Genomic DNA, 21,645 nt, shown 5'->3' with positions numbered 1-21,645 from the left:
TGGTGGACCGGGGGTGGCGGCAGGGGGCGGAGCGTGCGCCCGAACGGGTGAGAGCGTCAAGGCCGGGGTGATGAAGGGCGAAAGGGAAGGCGATGTGTCCCCTTATGGCAAGCAGTTGTCAAACGTTTGCTGAAGCTCGCTCGGGGTGTCTGCACCGCGGATGACGGCGCGTCGTCAAACGCCCTGCGTCAAGAGGTTGACTGGCCGAAATGCGCCTGCCAAATCATGCCAATATATCAAGCGTCGGTTGACAGTGCCGATGAGCGGAGGCACCCTCTCCGTATGTCCAGGCAGGAGCGCATCCCCGCACAGCCCGAATTCGGTCGGCGACTCCGAGCCCTCCGGCTGGCCCGGGGCCTCTCGCAGTTCGAGCTGGCCGGTACGGAGATCTCCGCCGCGTACCTGTCCCGGCTGGAGTCGGGCAGCCGCCCTCCCACGCCCAGGGTCCTGTCCCATCTCTGCGCACAACTCGACGTCCTGCCCGTCGCGTTCCGCGCCCGCGTCGGCAGCCCGCTCGCCCAGGCCCTGGCCAAGTTCGCGGCCGTCGGTGACTCGCGCCAGATGGCCAGCGAGCTGCAAGACGCGCTCCAGGAAGACGGCGACGGGGACGCCTCCCTGCGCTGGCAGGCGCTGTGGTCCCTGGCCCGATGCCACCACGACGAGGGAAGGCCCGCCGAGGAACTGAGGGTCCTGACCGAACTGATCGCCCTCGGCAGCCACATAGGCCAGCCCGACCTCCAGACGCGGGCGCTGATCCTCCTCGCCCGCCGGCGCCGCGCCGCGGGCGAGCTCTCCGAGGCGTTCTCCGCCGCGAGCGAGGCGTACAGCCTCTCGATCGACCACGCGCTGCCACAGGACTACGTCGCCGAAGTACAGCTCATCCTCGTGCCCTTGGAGGCGGAGCGCGGACGGCTGCTCGACGCGCGGGCCCGCGCGGACCGGGTGATCGGCTCACTGTCCGCGGACGCCCCGGTCCGCCTGCAGGTCGAAGCGCTCTGGACGGCCGCCGCCGTCGCCGTGCGCCAGGGCGACGGCAGGGCGACCGCGGAGTTCCTGCGGCGAGCCCTGGAGCGGATGCCCAGCAACGAGGATCCGGTCCTGTGGATGCGGTTGCGGCTCGCGGCCGCGTCCATGTACCTGCAACTGGAACCGCGCGACACGGAGCAGGCCCGCCTCCGGCTGCGCGAGGCCGCGCCGGCGGCCGAACTGGTAGGCCTGCCGCTCCACCACCGCGAACTACTCGTCCTGCGGTGCCAGCTCGCCTTCCACGAGGGCGATTTCACCGAGGCCCGGAAACTGAGCGACCGCATCGGCGAGGACCCGCCGGGCCTGGCCGAGCGGGACCGGCTGGCCCTGACCATCCTCCGCAACCAGCTGGACATGGTCGACGGCGACCGCCTGGCCGCCGTCGTGGCCCTGGAACGCATCGCCAAGGACGCCCGCGAGTCGGGCGACCCGGAGCTGGCGGCCGAGGTCTGGCGCGCCCTGGCCGAGTCCCTCTCCCACACCGAATCCGCACCCCGGCCCCAGCCCCAGCCCACGCCCTGGCCCCAACCCCAGCCCCAGCCCACGCCCTGGCCCCAACCCCAGCCCCAGCCCTGACTCAATGGCGCCACGCGGCCACCACGGTGAGCAGGATGAGGGCGCCGGCCACCAGCAGCAGGCGTCCATGACGCGTGCCCGGGCCGCGCCTTCGGGTCTCGATCTGGCCGGCCGGGGATGTGCCCGGGTGCTTGTGGGCGTAGTGCTCGATCTGGCGGCGCAGCCCCTCGGACCTGTCGAGCCAGGGCGTCTTGTAGTTGCACTCTCCGCACCAGAAGCGGTTGGCCACGTCGGCTCCTCACCTTCCGTCAGCAGGGGGCGGCGCCGTCTTTGACAGTGACCCCGGCCACGGTGTCCGTACAGGTCAGGCGCCCGGCCATGCGTGACCGGCGGCCATGGGTAGGCTCACCGCCGTTCGTACTGGTGGATCAGGGGGGATGCTGGATGGCAGAGGACCTCGGCCCGTTGCTGCGCAGGCTGCGCGATGAAGCGAACCTGACGCAGGAGGAGGTGGCCGAACGGTCCGGGGTCAGCGTGCGCACCATTCGCCGCCTGGAGAGCGGCGGATCCACGAACCACCGGATGGGAACGGTGAATCTGCTCGCGGACGCGCTCGGCCTGGAAGAAGGAGACCGTCTGCGCCTGGCGGCTTCTCTCACCGGCTCCTCCACGGCGAGCCACGACGCCGGAGCCGACCGCCACGACGCCGGTGCCGACCGCCACGACGCCGGTGCCGACCGCCACAGCCCCGGACTGCCGGCACCCGCGCCCGTCCCACCCGCCTGGCCGCCCGTCCGTGACACGCTCGCCGACGCCGCGCAGGAATTGGCGGCGGAGGTCCGGCGCCGCTGGCGCCGCGAGGAGGCGCAACGCCGCGTCCACGATCCGTTCCCCCTGCCCGTCCGGTGGGCGCCGGCACCCGCCGTTCTGACCGACCGGGCGGAGAACATCCAGCGCCTCGGGCCGGGCGAGACTCCGCGTGAGGTGGATCTGGGCGGCGACCTGCGGAGCATGGCCGAGGTCTACCTCCGGATCCCTTCCGGACGACTGGTCATCCTCGGCCGGGCCGGCTCGGGCAAGTCCATCCTCACGATCAGGCTCGTCCTGGACCTCCTGGAGACCCCGGCCCCGCATCGCCGCGTGCCGGTCCTCTTCAGCATCGGTTCCTGGGACCCGTCGACGACCGCACTGCGGGACTGGCTGATCGGCCGACTGCTGCGCGACCACCCGCATCTGGCCCGCCGCAGCTCCGGCGGGGCGACCCTGGCCGCCGCGCTGGTCGACGCCGACCGCATCCTGCCGGTCCTGGACGGATTCGACGAGATAGCCGAAGGCTTGCGGCGCGAGGCCCTGGACGCGCTCAACGCGACGTCCTCACCGCTCGTCCTCACCAGTCGGCGCGACGAGTACGCCGAAGCGGTCCGGGCGGCGCACGCGCCGCTCGTCTGGGCGGGGGGCATCGAGCTCACCGACCTCACCGTCGAGGACCTCGCCGACTACCTGCCCCGCACCTCCCGCCCCGTCCCGCCCGTCCCGCCCGTCCCGCCCGTCCCGCCGGTCCCGTCCGGCCCGTCCGACGCGAGCGAGGCGAGCGCCGCCAACAGCACTGATGCGCCCCGCTCGACATGGGACGCGGTCCTCACGGAACTGCGCACGGGCCGGGGCCCGGCCCACACGAACCTCGCCGCGGTGCTGACCACCCCGCTCATGGTCATCCTCGCCCGCACCCTGTACAGCGAGACGCCCGACCGGGACCCCGCCGAACTCCTGGACGCCACCCGGTTCCCCTCGGTGAAGAGCCTGGATGAGCACCTGCTGGCGGGTTTCGTGCCTGCGGTCTACCGACGGCGCGCCCCGGAACGGGACGAGGCCGGCCGACAGCCCAGGGCGCCCTACGCGGACCCGGCTCGGGCCGAACACTGGCTCGGCTACCTCGCCCACCACCTGGTCCGCCTCGACCGCGAGCGCCAGGACCTCGCGTGGTGGCAACTGGGCGATTCGCTGTCCCGCTCGACGCGGAGCATGGTCTTCGCCTTGACCACCGCCGTGAGCATCACCCTGGCCGAATGGCTGGTCGGACTACTGCTCACCGCGCTCCCGGTCGGCGAACTCCTCGTGCAGGGGAGTCTCATGGGACCCGCCGCGGGCCTCGCCTTCGGAGTCGTCTACGCGATGGCGGACAGGTCCGGCGGCGGAGCGGCGTTCGAACCGGCCCGTATCCGGCTGACCCTGCGCGCCGCGCACGGGAGCCTCGGCCGCCGACCCCTGCGCACCTTCACCGCCCGGTTCGCACAGGGTCTGATCGGCGGCACTTTCATGGGCATCGGATGCGCCTGCGCCCTCACCCTAGGGCGCGCGCTGGTCGCGGGGACGTCCATCATCGACCCGCGCATCGTCGAAGGCACCCTGATCAACATGCTGGTCCTCGGACTGACCTTCGGCTCGGCCGCGGTCTCGTCTTCGGGCTCATGGCCGCACTGGAAGTGCCCGTGGACGTCACCGCGGCGGCCACCCCGATCAGTTTGCTGTCCTCGAACCGGACGACGGCCGGCCGGCAGTTCCTCATCCTGGCTCCGGCGTTCACCCTGGCCATCGCCTTCGGCGGGTACCTGATCGTCCATCTGCTGCGGGGCACGATGGGACCTCTCAACTGGGGGGTCCAGGACAGCCTGTTCATCGGCGCGATCGGCGGCCTGGGCGGCGCGGCCTCCTATGTGCTCGCCTTCACGGCTTGGGGGCAATGGATCGTGCTGGCGCGTGTCTGGCTGCCCTTGGCCGGGCGACTCCCCTGGGACCCCGCCGCGTTCCTGGACGATGCCTACCACCGAGGGGTGCTGCGCCAGACCGGAGCCGTGTACCAGTTCCGCCACGTCCGGTTGCAGCACCACCTCGGACGCACGTTCCGCGGCCGGCACCGGGACTTCGCGCCGGCCACGTTCCCGCCCCCTCCGACCAGCACCTCGTGACCACGGGAAGGTAGGGGCGGGGGGGCCTCGGGACCGGCACGGACCGGCCTCCCGGACGCCGGTCACAAATGGCCGGTGGCTTGGCCTGTTGACCGGGCGGTCCGCGACAGCAGCATCGGGACGTCCGGCTCGCGGCAGCTCACTACGCCGCGGGCCTCCTCGACGAAGGGTTTTCCGATGACGTCCCGGCGCCTCACCCCATTGAGCGCGGCCCTAGTGCTCACCGCCCTGATAGGCACGGGCGCCGCACACGCCGCAGCACCGACCGCCACGCCGGCGGTCACCGTCTCCACCCCCTCGGCTCCCGGCGAAGTCCCGGCCTTCAGGGACGGCTACGGTCTGACCCTCGTCCCCGAGGACACGCAGGTGAACGGTCCCACTGACTTCACCATCACCGTCACCACCCCGCAGCTCTCCGGGAAGCACAGGATCCGCATCCTGCTCCCCACCGGATACGGCGCCGACCCCGGCCGCCGCTGGCCGGTCACGTACTTCCTGCACGGCGGCGGCGGCAACGTGAACGACGTCGCGGCCGCGCCGGCGCTGCACTCGGAGGCGATGATCACCGTGGTGCCGGACGGGGGGATGAAGGGCTGGTACGCCGACTGGCTGATGCAGAACACAGCAGAGGGGAAGGCGAACTGGGAGACCTTCCACTTGACCCAGGTCGTCCCGTTCATCGACGCCAATCTCCGTACGCGCGCCGACCGCGCCCACCGCGCCGTCGTCGGACTGTCCATGGGCGGCTACGGCTCCCTGCACTACGCCCAGGCCCGGCCCGACCTGTTCGGCCACACGGCCGCCCTGTCGGGGGGCATCGACTTCGGCATGTGGGAGGTCCGCGGGGCAGTCCTGGCCACCGAGCTCAACCTCGCGGGCGCTTGGTGCGCGGTGAGCACCTCGTCCGGCTCCGGCTCCGGCTCCGGCTCAGGCGACTGCGCCGGCCACGGCCCCTCTGTGGACAGCGACGCGATCTTCGGCTCCCCGTACCCGTTCTTCGACGCCGACCGCGTGTGGAAGGCGGTCGATCCGGCCGCGCCGGTCAACCTCGCCAAACTCTCCAACACCGGCATCACGCTCTACACCGGCAACAACGACCTCATCGACGTCAACACCGCGGCGGCTTCCCACACCGTCAAGGCCCGCCTGGACCAGCTGGGTATCCCCAGCCGCCTCGTCGACTACGGCAACGGCGCGTCCTTGGCCCCGAGCTGTAACGGCGGTCACAACTACGGCTGTTGGGCCCCGGCCTTCGCCGACTACGTCCCGCGCCTCGAAGCCTCCTTCGCCGCGGCGGGCTGACCGGCCGGGAGCCGGTCGGGAGCTTCCCCCGGTCGAAGATCAAGGGACAGGAGACAGCACGCATGAGCCACGACCAGCCCGGACCGTACGGTCAGCCCGACCCCTCCGGGCAGCAGCAGTACGGCGGGCAGAGCTGGGGCCCGCCCCAGCAACCCAACCCCTACGGCCGGCAGGCCGCGCACCACGGCGCCCCAGGCGGGTTCGGGCCGCCGCAGCCGACTCCGAGGAAGAAGACGGGCCGGATCATCCTCGGATCGGTCGTCGCCCTCGCCGTCATCGCGGGCGGCGCGTACTTCGCGCGCGGCGGCGACGGTGACGGTCAGGGGCACGGTCCCGGTCTCGGTCCCGCTGACAGCGTGGGCAGCAGTGAAATCTCCGGCAGCACCAAGGGCTACGAGCTCGTCGCCCCGGAATCGGTCGGCGCCTACGAGAAGTCGAGTCCGGGCAGCGCACCCGACGAGCTGAACGCCGACCAGAAGAAGGCGGCCCAGGGCCTCGGGGTGAACAACGCCCGAGCCGTGTCCGGCATCTACAACGCAGACAGCACTGACCCCGGCGACCCGGCGAAGGTGGGCGGCAGGCGGCTCATCTTCGATGGCCTCTACGGCGACATCGCCGACCCCTCCATGGCACTCGACGAATACTTCGCCAACGTCGAAAACAAGGGCCCCAAGGGCGACGGAAAGAGGAAAGGGGTCGAAATGCAGCTCGTCGGAAAGGCCAGGGTGGTGAAGCCGGCGGGCTTCGAGGGCGCGTTGATGAAATGCCAGGACGTGAAGGTCGCCCACGCCAAGGGTGACGGGACCTCGAAGAGCGTGGACGCGGACTACCAGATCCCGGTCTGCGCCTGGTCCGATTACTCCACCGTCGCGGGCGCCAACGTGTTCGAGTTGGCGCAGGTCAAGACCGGTGGCCAGGGCGCCTCGCAGGACGAGGCCGCCGCGCTGACCGCCGAGCTCTACCGCACGGCCCGCCGCAAGGCCTGACACGCAGGAGGGGCGAGGGAGCCGGCCGATGCGATCGGCGGGCTCCGGTGCCGCCGGTAATGGAGGGGGAAAGTTGTGAGCGGGTACACCAAGCCGCTGGTGGCAGCCGCCATCGGGGCGCTGATCATCCTCTTCGGGTTCACGCCCGACTTCGGCGACGGGGCCAAGGAGTGCGCGGGGCACGATATGCAGCCGGGCGATTCCTGCGTAGGTTCGCACGGTGCGTACGGCTACGACGACATCGCGGCCGAGGACGCCGAGAACCGGCGGAACAAGAAGATGATCCTCTCCGTCATCGGGGGAGCCGTCATCCTCGGTGCCCTCGGGTTCGCCGTACGCGCCGGGGTCGAGGACGTGCAGTTCGCCGGAGAACGGCGCAGGTCCGACGCCCGGCACCGCGCCCGCGTCGCCCTGGACACGTGGGACCGGCCGCCGGACCCCGGCACGCTGGAGGAGCGCTCGCAGGAGCTCCCGGGCGGCGGCCGGGTCGAGCTCTACACCCACGCGCTGTGCTACAAGCCCGGCACGGGCTCCCGCGAGGAGCGGTGGGTGAGATGGGACCGGGTCACCTATGTCGAGGACAGCCGTGCCCGCCTCCAATACGGCAACACGGACTACACCCTCTTGATCAGCGCGGAGGGAAACGTCGAGCCCCTGAAGATCGGGGGCTTCACCGGGGACCAGGAGTTCGTCTCACGGGTCGGGGAGATCGCCGTAGAGGCGGCGAAGCCGAAGGTGTACGAGGCGCTGAACAACGCGGGCGCGTTCCGTCTGTCTCCCGCGGATCCGGACCTCACCGCATTGCTCAATCTGCCCGGCATCCTGCCCCTCCACCCCGAACTGCTGCTGACCGCAGGCGGATTCATCAGCCGGGAGCCCGCCGGGAACCGCCCCATCCCCTGGTCCCAGATCACCAAGTTCAGCAAGCAGCGCGACGTGGGCCATCCGCTCGCGGTCATCGCCCGACGTGGCGCCACCCCTGCCCACTTCGCCCTCGCCACCACTGCGGACCTCGCCGCATTCAAACTCGCGCAGGACTTGTGGAAGCGCGCACGGCGCGGTTGAGGCGTGGTGAGCGAACAAGCGCGAGCGCCGTCCGTGCCCCCAGTAGTGGGCGAAGCGTCATCGACTCCGGGGAACGTTCCTACAGCCCCTGAGTCAGGGCCTTCAGAGCCACGTTCAGTTCCAGGACGTTCACGCGGGGCTCGCCCATGAAGCCGAGGGTGCGGGACTTCGTGTGGTCCGCGACGAGTTTCGCCACCGCCGCCACCGGCAGGCCGTTCTTCCACGCGACGCGGTGGATCTGGAGCTTCGCGTAGGCCGGGGAGATGTCCGGGTCCAGGCCGGAGCCGGAGGAGGTGACGGCGTCGGCCGGGATCTCGGAGGGGCTCGGGGCGTACCCCGGGACGGTGTTGTCGAGCAGCACCCCGGCCCGGGCGTCGCGGACCGCCTCCAGCAGCTCCGGGCTGTCGGCCGCCTTGTTGGTGGCCCCGGAGACCAGCAGCTCGTACTGGGTGTTCACGGTGTTCGCGGCGAGGCCCGCCGCCGGGCGGCCCCGGAACCAGCGCGGGTCCGCCCCGTACGACTGGCCGATCAGGGAGGAGCCGACGACCTTGCCGCCCGCGTCCTTGATCTCCGAGCCGTCGGCCTGGTGGCCGAACGCGGCCTGGGCGACGCCGGTGACGGCGAGCGGGTAGAGCGCCCCGCACAGCACGGTGAGGACGAGCAGGGCTCGGAGGCCGGCTCCGAGGAGCCGTGCCGTGTTGCCGACGGAGTTGTTCATGGAGATCAGCACGTTCCTAGTTCAGCGCAGTCCGGGAATGAGGGAGACGAGCATGTCGATGAGCTTGATGCCGATGAAGGGGGCGATGAGGCCGCCCAGGCCGTAGAGGGTGAGGTTCTGGCGGAGCATCTTGTCCGCGCTGGTGGGCCGGTACCGGACGCCCCTCAGGGCGAGCGGTACGAGGGCGATGATGACCAGCGCGTTGAAGATGACCGCGGAGAGGATCGCGGAGTCCGGCGAGTGCAGGCCCATGACGTTGAGCTTGTCCAGGCCTGGGTGGACCACCGCGAACATGGCGGGGATGATCGCGAAGTACTTGGCGACGTCGTTGGCGATGGAGAAGGTGGTCAGGGCACCTCGGGTGATCAGCAACTGCTTGCCGATCTCCACGATTTCGATGAGCTTGGTGGGGTTGGAGTCCAGGTCCACCATGTTCCCGGCCTCCTTGGCGGCCGAGGTGCCGGTGTTCATCGCGACGCCGACGTCGGCCTGGGCGAGGGCCGGGGCGTCGTTGGTTCCGTCGCCGGTCATCGCGACGAGCTTGCCGCCCGCCTGCTCCCGCTTGATGAGGGCCAGCTTGTCCTCGGGGGTGGCCTCGGCGAGGAAGTCGTCCACGCCCGCCTCCTGCGCGATGGCCTTCGCGGTGAGCGGGTTGTCTCCCGTGATCATGATGGTCCTGATGCCCATGCGGCGCAGTTCGTCGAAGCGTTCGCGCATGCCCTCCTTGACCACGTCCTTGAGGTGGATGACCCCCAGGACGCGGGCGCCCCGCTCGTCCTCCACGGCCACGAGCAGCGGCGTACCGCCCGCGGCCGAGATCTCGTCCACCTTCGCGCCCGCGTCCGGGGCGACCGTCCCGCCCTGCTCGCCGACCCACGCGGTGATCGAGGCGGCGGCGCCCTTGCGGACCTTGCGGCCGTCGACGTCCACGCCCGACATGCGGGTCCGCGCGGTGAAGGGGATCCACTCGGCTCCCGTCAGCTCGCCCTGGTGGCGTTCGCGCAGTCCGTACTTCTCCTTCGCGAGGACCACGATCGAGCGGCCCTCGGGGGTCTCGTCGGCCAGCGAGGACAGCTGGGCGGCGGCGGCCAGTTCGGCGGCGTCGGCCGGTGTGGCGTCGGCCGGTTCGGTGGCGAGGGCGCCGCTGACCGGGACGAACGCGCAGGCCTGGCGGTTGCCGAGGGTGATGGTGCCGGTCTTGTCGAGGAGGAGCGTGGAGACGTCGCCCGCGGCTTCGACGGCCCGCCCGGACATGGCCAGCACGTTGCGCTGGACCAGGCGGTCCATGCCCGCGATGCCGATGGCGGAGAGCAGGGCGCCGATGGTGGTCGGGATCAGGCAGACCAGCAGGGCCGTGAGCACGATCATCGACTGCTCGGCGTGCGCGTACACCGCGAACGGCTGGAGGGTGACGACGGCCAGCAGGAAGACGACGGTCAGCGAGGCGAGCAGGATGTTGAGCGCGATCTCGTTGGGTGTCTTCTGCCGGGCCGCGCCCTCGACCAGACGGATCATGCGGTCGATGAAGGTCTCGCCGGGCTTCGTCGTGATCTTGATGACGATCCGGTCCGACAGCACCTTCGTGCCGCCGGTCACGGCGCTGCGGTCGCCGCCCGACTCCCGGATGACCGGGGCGGATTCGCCGGTGATCGCGGATTCGTCGACGGACGCGACGCCCTCGACCACGTCACCGTCGCCGGGGATGACGTCACCGGCCTCGCAGACCACGAGGTCGCCTATACGGAGCTGCGTGCCGGGGACCTGTTCCTCCGCCGGGCCGTTCAGCCGACGGGCGACCGTGTCCGTCTTGGCCCTGCGCAGGGTGTCGGCCTGGGCCTTGCCACGGCCCTCGGCCACGGCTTCCGCGAGGTTGGCGAAGACCGTGGTCAGCCACAGCCAGGTGGTGATGGCCCAGCCGAAGAAGTTGCCCGGGTCGCGGACGGCCAGCGCGGTGGTGAGGACGGAACCGATCAGCACCACGAACATGACCGGGGACTTGACCATCACGCGCGGGTCCAGCTTGCGCACGGCGTCCGGGAAGGACTTCAGCAGCTGCTTCGGATCGAAGGTGCCTGCGCCGATCCGGGCGCTCTCGGGCTCGCGGCCGCCGGGCAGGTCCCCGTGGGGGGCGCGGGTGGGGGTGACGGTGCTCATGAGGCGAGCCCTTCGGCGAGCGGGCCCAGCGCCAGCGCCGGGAAGTAGGTGAGGCCGGTGACGATGAGGATCGTGCTGACGAGCAGGAAGGCGAACAGCGGTTTCTCGGTGCGCAGCGTTCCCGCCGTCGCGGGGACGGGCCGCTGTTCGGCGAGCGAGCCGGCCAGGGCCAGGACGAAGACCATCGGCAGGAAGCGGCCGAGGAGCATGGCCAGAGCGGTGGTGGTGTTGAACCACTGGGTGTTGGCGTTCAGGCCAGCGAAGGCCGAGCCGTTGTTGTTCCCGGCCGAGGTGTAGGCGTAGAGGACCTCGGAGAACCCGTGCGCTCCGACGTTGGACATCGAGTGGCCGGGTGTGGGCAGGGCCGTCGCCAGGGCCGTGAAGCCGAGGACGAGCGCCGGGGTGATCAGGATGTAGCAGGCGGCGAGCTTGATCTCGCGGGTGCCGATCTTCTTGCCCAGGTACTCGGGGGTGCGGCCGACCATCAGGCCGGCGATGAACACCGCGATGATCGCCATGATGAGCACGCCGTAGAGGCCGGAGCCGACGCCGCCGGGCGCTATCTCGCCGAGCTGCATGCCCAGCAGCTGGATCGCGCCGCCCAGCCCCGTGTAGGAGGAGTGGGAGGAGTTGACCGCACCCGTCGAGGTGAGCGTGGTGGCGACCGAGAAGATCGCGGACGCGCCGATGCCGAAACGGGTCTCCTTGCCCTCCAGCGCCCCGCCCGCCGCCTGGAGCGCCGGGCCGTGGTGGCCGAATTCCGTCCACATCATCAGCGCCGTGAAGCCGAGCCAGATGGTGACCATCGTGGCGAGGACCGCGTAGCCCTGGCGGACCGAGCCGACCATGCGGCCGAAGGTGCGGGGCAGGGAGAGGGGGACGAGGAGGATCAGGAAGACCTCGAAGAGGTTCGAGAAGGGGGTCGGGTTCTCGAAGGGGTGGGCGGAGTTGGCGTTGAAGTAGGCGCCGCCGTTGGTGCCCAGCTCCTTGATGGCCTCCTGCGAGGCGACCGCGCCGCCGTTCCACTGCTGCTGTCCGCCGGGGCCGTGCCCATTCCCGAACTGGCCGACCTCGTGGATGCCGGCGAAATTCTGGATGACCCCGCAGGCCACCAGCACGATCGCGGCGACCACCGACAGCGGCAGCAGGACGCGGACGGTGCCGCGCACCAGGTCGGACCAGAAGTTGCCGAGCTCACCGGTGCGGGAGCGCGCGAAGCCCCGTACGAGGGCCACCGCCACGGCCATGCCGACCGCGGCCGAGAGGAAGTTCTGCACCGCCAGGCCGCCGGTCTGGACGAGCGGTCCCATGGCCTGCTCGCCGGCGTACGACTGCCAGTCGGTGTTCGTCACGAAGGAGGCGGCGGTGTTGAAGGCCTGGTCCGGCTTGATGGAGGCGAAGTCGAGCGAGCCGGGCAGGCGGCCCTGCAGGCGCTGGAGGAGATAGAGGAAGAAGACGCTCACCGCCGAGAAGGCGAGGACCGAGCGCAGGTACGCCGGCCAGCGCATCTCGGCGTTCGGATCGGCACCGACGGCCTTGTAGATCCACTGCTCGGGGGCGTAGTGCCTCTTCGAGGAGTAGACGCGGGCCATGTGGTCGCCGAGCGGGCGATGGGCGAGGGCGAGGGCCGCCGCGAGCGCGAGCAGCTGGAGCACCCCGGCGAGGACGGGACTCATCGGGGATCAGAACCTCTCCGGGAACACGAGGGCGACGACGAGGTAACCCAGTAGTGCGACGGCGACCAGCAGGCCGACGACGTTCTCGGCGTTCACAGCTTGGCCACCCCCTTGGCGACGAGTACCACCAGCGCGAATACCGCGATCGTGGTCACGACGAAGGCCAGGTCGGCCATCGTGAGCTCCCGGAAAGTCGAGGGCGTTTTTCGGACACCTCCGAGTGGAACGCCTTTCCGAGGCCCCACGGGCTTCCTTGACGGGCTCCATACGCCCGAAGGCGCGGCTTTTACGGGTCTCTAACGCGGTGGGCGCGGACCGGAAGGGAGGCGGCCCTGCCCAGCCGAAATTCCGTAGAACGGAAATGAATTTCCGACAGACGACATTCGCGTTATGCTCCGGCCGTCCGGCACACAGAACCGCCCCTGCCAGGAGGAACGCAATGACCGCCCCGACGGCCGCCCCGACCGAGTCCCGCGTCGCCCTCGTCACCGGCTCCTCCTCCGGCATCGGCGCCGGCATCGCCCGCAGGCTGGCCGCGGCGGGCGTGCGCGTCGTCCTGAACTCGGCGCGCAGCGAGAGCGCGGGCAAGGCGCTCGCCGCCGAGCTGCCGGACGCCGTCTACGTCCGCGGAGACGTCGCCGACGCCGCCGACGCGCGGCGGATCGTGCGAACCGCGATCGACACGTACGGGCGGCTCGACATCCTGGTCAACAACGCGGGCGTCACCCGCTTCATCCCGCTGGGCGACCTGGACGCGGCGGACGCTGACGCCTGGCGCGAGATCTTCGAGGTCAACGTCATCGGCACCTGGCAGATGATCACGGCCGCCACCCCCCACCTGCGGGCCTCCGCGGCGAACAGCGCCACGGCTGACGGCTCCGGCACGGGCCCGGGCTCCGGCCCGGGCACCGGCACCGCCTCGATCGTCAACATCTCCTCGGTCTCCGCCACCCGCGCGCTCGGCAGCTCCGTCCCCTACGCCGTCAGCAAGGCCGCGGTCAACCACATGACCCGGCTGCTCGCCTCTCAGCTCGGACCCGACATCCGGGTGAACGCCATCGCGCCCGGCCTCATCGACACCCCCTGGTACGAGGGCGCGGACGAGGTCTGGGAGAGCTCGCGGGAGTGGATCACCGAGAACACCCCGCTGCGCCGCGTGGGCACGCCGGACGACGTGGCCGAGGCCGCGCTCTACCTGGTGAACGCGCACTACACGACCGGCGACGTCCTGACCGTCGACGGCGGCCGGCACGTCGTCTGATCCCCGCCCGGGCCGCGCCCGGGCCGCGCACGGCGGACGTGGCCGCACCGGAAGGGATCTGGAGGCGCATCCACATGCTGGACAACTACGCTCGGTCCATGAACGCAGAAGCCGACGCCCTCGCCGCTGCCAAAGCGGCAGTGAAAGAAGCCGACCGGAAGCACGTCTTCCACTCCTGGTCCGCACAGGAACTCATCGACCCACTCGCCGTCGCGGGGGCCGAGGGCTCGTACTTCTGGGACTACGACGGCAACCGCTACCTCGACTTCTCCAGCGCGCTCGTCTACACGAACATCGGCTACCAGCACCCGAAGGTCGCCGCGGCCATCGCCGAGCAGGCCGGCAAGCTCTGCACCGTCGCACCCGGGTTCGCCGTCGACGTGCGCTCCGAGGCCGCCCGGCTGATCGCCGAGCGCACCCCCGGCGACCTCGACAAGGTCTTCTTCACCAACGCGGGCGCCGAGGCCGTGGAGAACGCCGTCCGCATGGCCCGGCTGCACACCAACCGGCCCAAGATCCTCTCGGCGTACCGCTCCTACCACGGCGCCACCTCCACCGCGATCAACCTCACGGGCGACGCGCGCCGCTTCGGCAACGACACCGCGACCGCCGGAGTCGTGCACTTCTGGGGGCCGTTCGCCTACCGCTCGCCCTTCTACGCGGCGACCCCCGCCGAGGAGTGCGAGCGCGCCCTGCGCCACCTGGAGGACACCATCGTCTTCGAGGGCCCGCAGTCCATCGCCGCGATCATCCTGGAGACCGTCGGCGGCGCCCCCGGCGTGCTCGTGCCCCCGGACGGCTACCTGGCCGGGGTCCGCGCGCTCTGCGACCGCTTCGGCATCGTCTTCATCCTCGACGAGATCATGGTCGGCTTCGGCCGGACCGGTAAGTGGTTCGCCGCCGACCACTGGGACGTGCGCCCCGACCTGCTCTGCTTCGCCAAGGGCATCACCAGCGGCTACGTCCCCCTCGGCGGGGTCGCCATCTCGGCCGGCATCGCCGAGACCTTCGCCCGCCGCCCCTACCCGGGCGGGCTGACGTACTCCGGGCACGTGCTGGCCTGCGCCGCGGCCGTCGCCACCGTGAACGTCATGGAGGAGGAGGGCATCGTCGAGCAGTCCGCCCGCACCGGCACGGAACTGCTGGGCCCCGGCCTCGCCGCCCTCGCCGAACGCCACCCCTCGGTCGGGGAGGTCCGGGGCCTGGGCACCTTCTGGGCCCTGGAACTCGTACGGGACCGCCGGACGCGCGAGCCGCTCGTGCCGTACAACGCCGCCGGGGCCGACAACGCCCCCATGGCCGAGTTCGGCGCCGCCCTGAAGAAGGGCGGGCTGTGGCCGCTGATCGCCGGGAACCGCCTCCACGTGGCGCCTCCGTGCAACATCTCGGCCGAGGACGTCGCCAAGGGCCTGCGGATCATCGACGAGGCCCTGTCGGTCGCGGACGCGCACACCGTCTGACCCGGCCCGTTGTGAGGCCGCCCGACCCGTGGTCCGCTACTCGGGCCGGCCCACGAGCAGGTTCCAGCGGCCGGAGCGCCCCGTCAGCGTCGTCACCGACGCGGGCCGCACGTCGAGGCGCCAGAAGGCCGCCGCTGGGAGCGCCAACGCCCAGACCACGGCCGCCCGTACGACGCCCGGCCCGGCCACCGCCCGGTGCGTCCCGGGGTCCAACCCGTCCAGGTGCGCGCCGACCCGCGCGACCAGCGCGTCCACCGACTCCCCGCCGCCCGGGGGCGCGTACGAGGTGTCGGTCATCCAGCGGTGCAGCGCGGCCGGGTCCCCGGCCGCCACCTGGTCCATCGTCAGGCCGGCCCAGGCGCCGTGATCCTGGCCGCGCAGGCCCTCGTGCCCCGGGCAGGGATCCCCGTACGGGAAGCGGTGGTGGCGCTCTCCCTCGTCCAGCGGTGGTCTCACGAGATGAACTCGTACCAATGGGGGGTTCATAAGGTGAGCGTAAGCGCGGTACGGTCACAAACGACAAGACGACGGTACGACGGAAGCCCGGTGAGAATCCGGCACGGTCGCGCCACTGTGAATCCTCCCGGAGGGGGAGGAAAGTCAGACCCGCCACCGTCGTCGTGAGCACCAATGACCGGGACGCGTGTTCCCCCTGGAGGTTCCTGCCATGACCCACTCCGCCGTGCCCACGACTGCCGCCCCTACGGCCGTCGCCCCTCTCTCCGTCTCCGCGCTGGCCCCCTGGGCCCTGTTCGTCGGCGTCCTCATGCTGGTCCTGCTCTACCTCGTCGGCGCCGAACAGGGCGCCACGGCGATCTTCGAGGGCGACACCATCCACGAGTGGATGCACGACGGCCGTCACCTCCTCGGCTTCCCCTGCCACTGACCGGCGGGGGGCAGCTCACCCATGAACGCCATCTCCCCCCGCGTGCTCCTCGTCCGGGGCATGCTCGCCGGCCTGCTGGCCGGACTCGCCGCCTTCCTCTTCGCGTACGTCCTCGGTGAATCCAAGGTCGACGCGGCGATCGCCATCGAGGAGGCCGGCGCCCACGACCACGGCGACGGGGCCGCCCCGGTCAGCCGGGCCCTCCAGGCCACAGCCGGCCTCGGCACCGGAACCGTGCTCTACGGCGTCGCGCTCGGCGGCATCGCCGCGCTCGTCTTCTGCTACGCCCTGGGCCGCATCGGCCGCTTCGGCCCCCGGTCCACGGCGGCGCTGGTCGCCGGCGGTCTGTTCGTCACCGTCAGCCTGGTGCCGTTCTTCAAGTACCCCGCCAACCCGCCGGCCGTCGGAGACCCCGAGACCACGGTCCAGCGGACCACGCTCTACGTCCTGATGCTGGCGCTCAGCGTGCTGCTCGGCGCGGCCGCGCTGATCCTGGGCCGACGCCTGGCACCGCGCATGGGCAACTGGAACGCCTCCGTCGTCGCCTCGCTCGCCTTCGTGGTGGCGGTCGGCATCGCGTACGCGTCCCTGCCCGGCATCAACGAGGTCCCGGCGGACTTCCCGGCCGTGCTCGTCTGGCAGTTCCGCCTCGCCTCACTGGCCATCCAGGCCGCGATGTGGACCACTTTCGGCCTGACCTTCGGATTTCTTGCCGAACGGGCCCTTGCCCCGACCGTGGCATCCAAGGAGGCTGTACAGCCTGCGAGTTGACCCCTCATAAAGGCGAACCGAAGGGCCGGTGGCGGCAACATGACGATGGCGATCCGGGACTGGCGCGGCTGGACCGGCGCGGCCCCGTTCTGGATCAACTCGCTCCTGCTGTTCCTGGCCCCCTTCACCACGGTCACGCTGCTCGCACAGATCGGCATCATCGCGGCCCTGGCCGCGGTGGGCGGTCTGGCCCGGCACTTATGGTCGGGCGACTACGGGCACCCGGCCGTCCACACCGCCGCCGCGCTCATGGGCGCGGCGGCGGTGGCCTTGGTCGTCGCCTGAGGCCCGAGCACTCCGGCCGGTCGTTCAAGGTGTGGCGCGCGATGGCCGAAGGAGGGGGTAACCGCTGTCCCCCACGAACGGAGTTCCCCGTGCGCCGTCCGCTCTCGCTCCCGCTGCCGATCCTGCGTCAGGTCCTGCGTCCCGTCCTGGCCGCCGCCCTGCTGCTCGCGCCCGTCGCGCTCGCACCCGCCGCGTACGCCGACCAGGGCGCCGGGCCGAGCGCCGGGCCGAGCGCCCGGGAGGACGAGGAGCAGGGGGCGTACATCGTCACCCTCGTCCCCGGCGCCGATCCCGCCCGGGTGATGCGCGAGACCGGCATCACGGAGGCCCGGTACGTCTACCGCAGCGCGGTACGGGGCTTCGCCGCCAACCTGAACGACGCCCAGCTGGCGGCGCTGCGGGCACACCCCGACGTCATGGGCATCGAGAAGGACGGCGGGGCCGTCGGGGCGCCGGTCGAGCCGGCCGAGCCGGCCGAGTCCGTACAGCCGGTCCAACTGCTCCAGCCGGTCCAGATGGTCCGGCTGTGGGGCTGGGGCGGCTGAGGCACGAGCCGCCCGCGCCGGGGAAGAGACCGACCTGGTCGGCGGTCGCTCGCGTACGACGGACGGCTCTCAGTGTCCCGGCCGGCCGCCTCCGGTGTTCCGCTTCGCGGAGGCGATCACGAGCGAGAGGACGCCGGTCACGGCCAGGCTGCCGGCCGTGACCATGGCCACGCCGATCAAGAAGAGGCCGCTCCCATCGTCCGACCAGTCGTAGGCCGCGGCGACGGCCAGCCCGGCGGTCGTGCCGAACACCGCGGCCTCCACCTGCTTGCGGGACGCGGCCCAGTACACCGGTACCAGCAGCGTCAGCCCGAGCCCGATCACCTGCCAGGCCTGGTAGGGGCCGGTCGTCGAGCCGTCGGGGTGCACGTCGGGGTGCTGGTCCCAGCCCAGCCAGGCGGCCCATGCCGCCATCGCGATCCCGGCGAGCGCGAGGGCCGCCAGCGGCCGGCGAAGGGGTTGGCGCGGTGCGTTGCTCATGCACCCAGTGTTCGGGACCGCCCGTTCGCCCGGCAGGGCCCGGATACTCAGTTCCGTCCGAGTAGCCGAGCGGGCCGGGGTTGACCCTCGACCTGGTGGAGGGCCCAGGGTTCCGGGTGTGGAGAGCGAGATGCGCGGCATTGGCGAGATGGCCCGGAGCTGCGGACTGAGCGTGAGTGCGCTGCGGTTCTACGACGGCGCGGGCGTGCTGGTCCCGGCCTGGGTGGATCCCGTGAGCGGCTACCGCTGGTACGGAGCCGAGCAGTTGGAGGAGGCCCGGGTGCTGGCCCGGCTGCGCCGCGCCGGGATGCCGTTGGCGGACATCCGGCTGGTCCTGGCCGGCTGGCCCAGTGCGGACACCGATCTGGTGCGCAAGCTGCTTGAGGCGCATCTGCGCCGTCTGGAACGGGGGCTGTCCGATGCCCGCGGCGAGTTCTCCACGCTCCGAGCGCTACTCGAATGCAGGGAGAACCCCATGACCGTGATCCGTACCGCCGCAGGCACCGCCGCCGCAGACTCCGCTTCCGTCGGCGCCGCGGCCTCCGCGGGCGCCGCGACCTCCGTCACCATCCCCGCCGCCGTGCGGCTGGAGGTCTCCGGGCCCGAGCTCGCGGCCGCGCTGGACGCCGTCCGCTTCGCCGCCGGCAGCGACCCCGAGCTGCCGATGCTCGCCGGTGTCCTGTTCGACATCGAGGGCGGGGCGCTCCGCGTCGTCGCGACCGACCGCTACCGGATGGCCGTCGCGCAGGCCCGTACCACCGGGCACGACGGGCCCCGGGTGCAGGTCGTCGTTCCGTCCCCGCTCGCCGACGCGATGCGGGCGCTGCTGAGCGAGGACGCGCCCGTCCGGCTGACCGTGGACGGCGAGCGCGTGGGCCTGGAGACCGCGGACCGCGAGGCGGCCGGCCAGTGCCTCGGCCACGACTTCCCCGACTACCGGCGCCTCGTCCGCCTGCCGGCCGGGCGCCGCGCCCTCGTCGACGTACCGGCCTTGCGGGAGGCGCTGGAAACCGGCCCCGTCCGCGCGAGCGAGGTGCGCGAGCGGGACGGCGTGTCCTACGACCTCAGCGTGCTCGAAGTGGCGGCCGACGGCGCGGTCACCGTCTGCGGCGATGGCGATGGCGATGGCGATGGCGATGGCGACGGGGCCGGGGCCGAGGGCAAGGGCGCGGGCTCCGGCCCGGGCCGGGTCGCCGTCAACCGCGCGTACCTGCTCCAGGCCCTCGAAGCCGGCGCCCGGGACCAGCTGGTCATGGAGTTCGGCGCCCCGAAGGCACCCCTGGCGATCCGCCGGACGGGCACCGAGGAGACGTTCTCGATGCTGATGCCCGTCCACCTGGACGACTAGCCGGAAACCTTCTTGCGCCTGGCCATGGCCGTCACCGCCTTGGCCTGGCCCCACCGGCACGCCATCCGGAGCAGGCAGACCGCCGTGAGGACCCACAGCCCGGCGAAGAGCCAGAGCAGAACCGGTGAGGTCGTCGCCACCGCGCGTACGAAGAGCACCGCGCAGGCGAAGGCGAGCAGAGAGGTGCCCAGGCCCAAACGATGGTCGAGGGCGTTGTTCCAGGCGCCGGTCCACGGTCTGATCCCGCGGCTCAGCGTGCGGAGCCGTCGGTCGAGGACTTCGTCGGTGCGCAGTCCGCCCTCGATGTCCTCGAGGATCATGCGCTCCTGTCGGGAAAGCTCCGGGCCGTCCATGGCAGGTCCTCGCTAGCGTGCGGAGTGCGCGGAGGCACGGTGCGGCCGATCCGGGCCGTGCGGACTCCGCGCGCGGGTAGGCCCCGGCGCGAGCCGGGGCGACGGTCGCGGCTGCCTCCCTGCGTGGGGTGCCTGATGCGCCTACCCCCCTCGGGCGCCGCTCACACCGCCGCGCCCCATCGCGGCCGTCGGGTCTACCCCGCCTCGAGGCGGGTAGGCGCTGGGCAATCCGGCCCAACGGAAGGACCCCCCGCCATGACGACTACCACGGCCGCGGCCCCGGGCACTCCGCCGAACGACCCCGTACCCCCCAACCCGACCCCCGCCCCGGGCCCGGGCCCCGGTCCGCAGCCCGGCCCGCTGCCGGGCCCCGTACCCGCTCCGGGCGGGCCGGACCCCGTCCCCCCGGCGCCGCCGCAGCCCGGCCCGGACCCCGAGCCGCCGCCTCCGTGGCCCGAGCCGCACCCGCAGCCGGGGCCCCTGCCCGGGCCGGTACCCGCGCCGGAACCCGTCACGTGAGAGTGGGGGTCCCGATGGGGGCCCCGTCGGGTTTGGCGACGGCCCGAACGGAAAGACGCCCGGTACGGGAGGTGGAGGCCTGAACGAGGCGCTGTACCCGGCACCGCCTCCCGGTCAGCACGGCATCAGGAGTTCCTGAGGTCCTGACCCGCCTCCGGCACAGGGAGGAACCATGACCCGACAGGTCCACGAGGTGATGACCGGGAACCCGGTGACCGTCGAGAAGCTCACCTCGCTGGCGGAAGCCGCACGGGTGATGCGCGACGCCGGCATCGGCGATGTCCTCGTCGTCGACGAGGGACGGCTCCGCGGCATCCTGACCGACCGGGACCTCGTCATCCGGGCCGTGGCCGAGAACCGCGATCCCGCCGACACCACGGTGCAGGCGATCTGCAGTACGGAGCTGTTCACCATCAAGCCCGACGACCACGTGGAGCAGGCCATCGACCTCATGCGCCGGCACGCACTGCGCCGGCTCCCGGTGCAGACCGAGGACGGCGAGCTCGTCGGCGTCGTCACCTTGGGCGACCTCGAGGTCGAACGGGACCCGGGCTCGACCCTCGCGGCCATCTCGGCCGCGGAACCCGACACCTGACGCCCGCGCCCCGGCGGCTGCCGCGGCCCCGGCCGTGCCGTCGCGGCGGTCGGCGGAACCCTGCCTCAGGAAGGCCCAGATCGCTCGAACTGGGCCTTCTCGCAAGCCGGGATGAGGGGAAGCGAACCCAGCGCCACGAGCCGGTCCGGCGGCCGGCGCGACACGGCCGACCTGACACGGCGGGCGTCACACGGCGGCGGGCGGCTGGCGTGACTCGCTCGCGCGGCGGTATTCGGCGTTGAGGCGCTTGGCCTCTTCGAGCTGGTCTTCGAGGATGATGATGCGGCAGGCGGCCTCGACGGGCGTGCCCTGATCCACGAGCTCCCGCGCTCGGGCCGCGATCCGCAGCTGGTAGCGCGAGTAGCGGCGGTGGCCGCCCTCGGAGCGCAGCGGGGTGATGAGGCGGGCTTCACCGATGGCGCGCAGGAAACCCTGCGTGGTGCCGAGCATCTCGGCGGCCCGGCCCATGGTGTAGGCGGGGTAGTCGTCGTCATCGAGCCGGCCGAACGAGTCGTCTGCTGTCATTGCACCTCTCTATGGAACGCGTGGAGGGGCCCTGGTGCCGTACGGCACCAGGGCCCCGAAGGAACTGCTACACCATCTACCGGCCTAGTGCTGCGCCGGCCTTCTGTTTCCGCGTACCTGGCCTGAACGCAGCCGGGGGCGCGGGGATCGCGATTGCTTGACCGGAGACCACCTCACTATCGATGTCCTGCGGTACCCGGGCTCAGCC

Annotated in this window: 23 protein-coding genes and 1 riboswitch; of the genes, 14 read left to right on the top strand and 9 right to left on the bottom strand. The window is 71.7% G+C overall.

The window, feature by feature from the left end:
• The first annotated feature begins 282 nt into the window (after positions 1-282).
• Positions 283-1,602 carry a helix-turn-helix domain-containing protein gene (locus tag J7E97_RS08945; protein WP_215024218.1) on the top strand — a complete coding sequence of 440 codons (1,320 nt, stop codon included), beginning with the start codon at positions 283-285 and terminating at the stop codon, positions 1,600-1,602.
• A gap of 1 nt (position 1,603) precedes the next feature.
• On the opposite strand, the gene J7E97_RS08940 is transcribed toward J7E97_RS08945, so the two are convergent.
• Positions 1,604-1,831: a hypothetical protein gene (locus J7E97_RS08940; RefSeq protein WP_215024216.1), complete on the bottom strand. Its 228-nt coding sequence runs from the start codon at positions 1,829-1,831 to the stop codon at positions 1,604-1,606.
• Between the two features lie 155 nt (positions 1,832-1,986).
• Between J7E97_RS08940 and J7E97_RS08935 the strand changes: the two genes are divergently transcribed.
• The 5 genes from J7E97_RS08935 to J7E97_RS08920 all read left to right on the top strand — a co-directional run bounded on the left by J7E97_RS08935 (position 1,987) and on the right by J7E97_RS08920 (position 7,861).
• Positions 1,987-4,155 (top strand): helix-turn-helix domain-containing protein, encoded by a 2,169-nt coding sequence (locus tag J7E97_RS08935; RefSeq protein WP_251054124.1) that lies wholly within the window; start codon positions 1,987-1,989, stop codon positions 4,153-4,155.
• Positions 4,065-4,508 (top strand): hypothetical protein, encoded by a 444-nt coding sequence (locus J7E97_RS35645; RefSeq protein WP_251054121.1) that lies wholly within the window; start codon positions 4,065-4,067, stop codon positions 4,506-4,508. Before J7E97_RS08935 ends, J7E97_RS35645 begins: the two co-directional genes overlap by 91 nt.
• Before the next feature lie 177 nt (positions 4,509-4,685).
• A complete protein-coding gene (locus J7E97_RS08930) occupies positions 4,686-5,810 on the top strand; it encodes an alpha/beta hydrolase family protein (protein WP_215024214.1) in 1,125 nt (374 codons plus the stop codon).
• Between the two features lie 62 nt (positions 5,811-5,872).
• Positions 5,873-6,796, top strand: coding sequence for a hypothetical protein (locus J7E97_RS08925; RefSeq protein WP_215024212.1), 924 nt, complete (start codon positions 5,873-5,875; stop codon positions 6,794-6,796).
• Positions 6,797-6,871: 75 nt separating this feature from the next.
• Positions 6,872-7,861, top strand: coding sequence for a hypothetical protein (locus J7E97_RS08920; protein WP_215024210.1), 990 nt, complete (start codon positions 6,872-6,874; stop codon positions 7,859-7,861).
• 79 nt (positions 7,862-7,940) lie between these two features.
• Here the strand turns inward: J7E97_RS08920 and kdpC are convergent, their stop codons facing one another.
• From kdpC to kdpF, 4 genes are read right to left on the bottom strand one after another with little or no spacing between them, the layout of a single operon-like run.
• Entirely contained in the window at positions 7,941-8,579 is a 639-nt protein-coding gene (kdpC, locus tag J7E97_RS08915; protein WP_215024308.1) for a potassium-transporting ATPase subunit KdpC, read from the bottom strand.
• A 21-nt stretch (positions 8,580-8,600) separates the two neighbouring features.
• Positions 8,601-10,733, bottom strand: coding sequence for a potassium-transporting ATPase subunit KdpB (gene kdpB, locus J7E97_RS08910; RefSeq protein ID WP_215024208.1), 2,133 nt, complete (start codon positions 10,731-10,733; stop codon positions 8,601-8,603).
• Positions 10,730-12,409, bottom strand: coding sequence for a potassium-transporting ATPase subunit KdpA (gene kdpA / locus J7E97_RS08905; protein WP_215024206.1), 1,680 nt, complete (start codon positions 12,407-12,409; stop codon positions 10,730-10,732). The genes kdpB and kdpA overlap by 4 nt, the downstream gene beginning before the upstream one ends.
• Positions 12,410-12,415: 6 nt before the next feature.
• A complete protein-coding gene (gene kdpF / locus J7E97_RS08900) occupies positions 12,416-12,505 on the bottom strand; it encodes a K(+)-transporting ATPase subunit F (RefSeq protein WP_215024204.1) in 90 nt (29 codons plus the stop codon).
• A gap of 343 nt (positions 12,506-12,848) precedes the next feature.
• On the opposite strand from kdpF, the gene J7E97_RS08895 reads away from it, so the two are divergent.
• Both J7E97_RS08895 and J7E97_RS08890 read left to right on the top strand, forming a co-directional pair.
• A complete protein-coding gene (locus J7E97_RS08895; protein WP_215024202.1) occupies positions 12,849-13,670 on the top strand; it encodes an SDR family NAD(P)-dependent oxidoreductase in 822 nt (273 codons plus the stop codon).
• A 98-nt stretch (positions 13,671-13,768) separates the two neighbouring features.
• Positions 13,769-15,130, top strand: a complete 1,362-nt coding sequence (locus J7E97_RS08890) for an aspartate aminotransferase family protein (protein WP_215024200.1) — start codon at positions 13,769-13,771, stop codon at positions 15,128-15,130.
• A gap of 36 nt (positions 15,131-15,166) precedes the next feature.
• On the opposite strand, the gene J7E97_RS08885 is transcribed toward J7E97_RS08890, so the two are convergent.
• Positions 15,167-15,586, bottom strand: coding sequence for a histidine phosphatase family protein (locus tag J7E97_RS08885; RefSeq protein WP_308346433.1), 420 nt, complete (start codon positions 15,584-15,586; stop codon positions 15,167-15,169).
• Positions 15,587-15,615: 29 nt separating this feature from the next.
• Positions 15,616-15,759: riboswitch (cobalamin riboswitch) on the top strand.
• Positions 15,760-15,797: 38 nt separating this feature from the next.
• On the opposite strand from J7E97_RS08885, the gene J7E97_RS08880 reads away from it, so the two are divergent.
• The 4 genes from J7E97_RS08880 to J7E97_RS36775 all read left to right on the top strand — a co-directional run bounded on the left by J7E97_RS08880 (position 15,798) and on the right by J7E97_RS36775 (position 17,617).
• Positions 15,798-16,016, top strand: coding sequence for a CbtB-domain containing protein (locus J7E97_RS08880; protein ID WP_215024196.1), 219 nt, complete (start codon positions 15,798-15,800; stop codon positions 16,014-16,016).
• Between the two features lie 21 nt (positions 16,017-16,037).
• Complete coding sequence (locus J7E97_RS08875) at positions 16,038-16,787, top strand: CbtA family protein (protein WP_215024194.1); 750 nt, start codon at positions 16,038-16,040, stop codon at positions 16,785-16,787.
• A 39-nt stretch (positions 16,788-16,826) separates the two neighbouring features.
• On the top strand, positions 16,827-17,072 hold the full coding sequence (locus J7E97_RS08870) for a hypothetical protein (protein ID WP_215024192.1): 246 nt from the start codon (positions 16,827-16,829) through the stop codon (positions 17,070-17,072).
• Positions 17,073-17,161: 89 nt separating this feature from the next.
• Entirely contained in the window at positions 17,162-17,617 is a 456-nt protein-coding gene (locus tag J7E97_RS36775) for a protease inhibitor I9 family protein (RefSeq protein WP_215024190.1), read from the top strand.
• Positions 17,618-17,686: 69 nt separating this feature from the next.
• On the opposite strand, the gene J7E97_RS08860 is transcribed toward J7E97_RS36775, so the two are convergent.
• Positions 17,687-18,097: a hypothetical protein gene (locus tag J7E97_RS08860; RefSeq protein ID WP_215024188.1), complete on the bottom strand. Its 411-nt coding sequence runs from the start codon at positions 18,095-18,097 to the stop codon at positions 17,687-17,689.
• 130 nt (positions 18,098-18,227) lie between these two features.
• Here J7E97_RS08860 and J7E97_RS08855 point away from each other — a divergent pair, with 130 nt between their 5' ends.
• Positions 18,228-19,445, top strand: coding sequence for a MerR family transcriptional regulator (locus tag J7E97_RS08855; RefSeq protein WP_215024186.1), 1,218 nt, complete (start codon positions 18,228-18,230; stop codon positions 19,443-19,445).
• Here J7E97_RS08855 and J7E97_RS08850 read toward each other — a convergent pair.
• Entirely contained in the window at positions 19,442-19,798 is a 357-nt protein-coding gene (locus J7E97_RS08850) for a hypothetical protein (protein WP_215024184.1), read from the bottom strand. The genes J7E97_RS08855 and J7E97_RS08850 overlap by 4 nt on opposite strands.
• Before the next feature lie 691 nt (positions 19,799-20,489).
• Between J7E97_RS08850 and J7E97_RS08845 the strand changes: the two genes are divergently transcribed.
• Positions 20,490-20,912, top strand: coding sequence for a CBS domain-containing protein (locus J7E97_RS08845; protein ID WP_215024182.1), 423 nt, complete (start codon positions 20,490-20,492; stop codon positions 20,910-20,912).
• Between the two features lie 186 nt (positions 20,913-21,098).
• On the opposite strand, the gene J7E97_RS08840 is transcribed toward J7E97_RS08845, so the two are convergent.
• Positions 21,099-21,437, bottom strand: a complete 339-nt coding sequence (locus J7E97_RS08840; RefSeq protein WP_215024180.1) for a MerR family transcriptional regulator — start codon at positions 21,435-21,437, stop codon at positions 21,099-21,101.
• Positions 21,438-21,645: the final 208 nt, after the last annotated feature.

This window comes from Streptomyces sp. ISL-66 (assembly GCF_018614135.1).
GTDB lineage: Bacteria > Actinomycetota > Actinomycetes > Streptomycetales > Streptomycetaceae > Streptomyces.
This window is presented reverse-complemented; position numbering and strand designations above follow the sequence as displayed.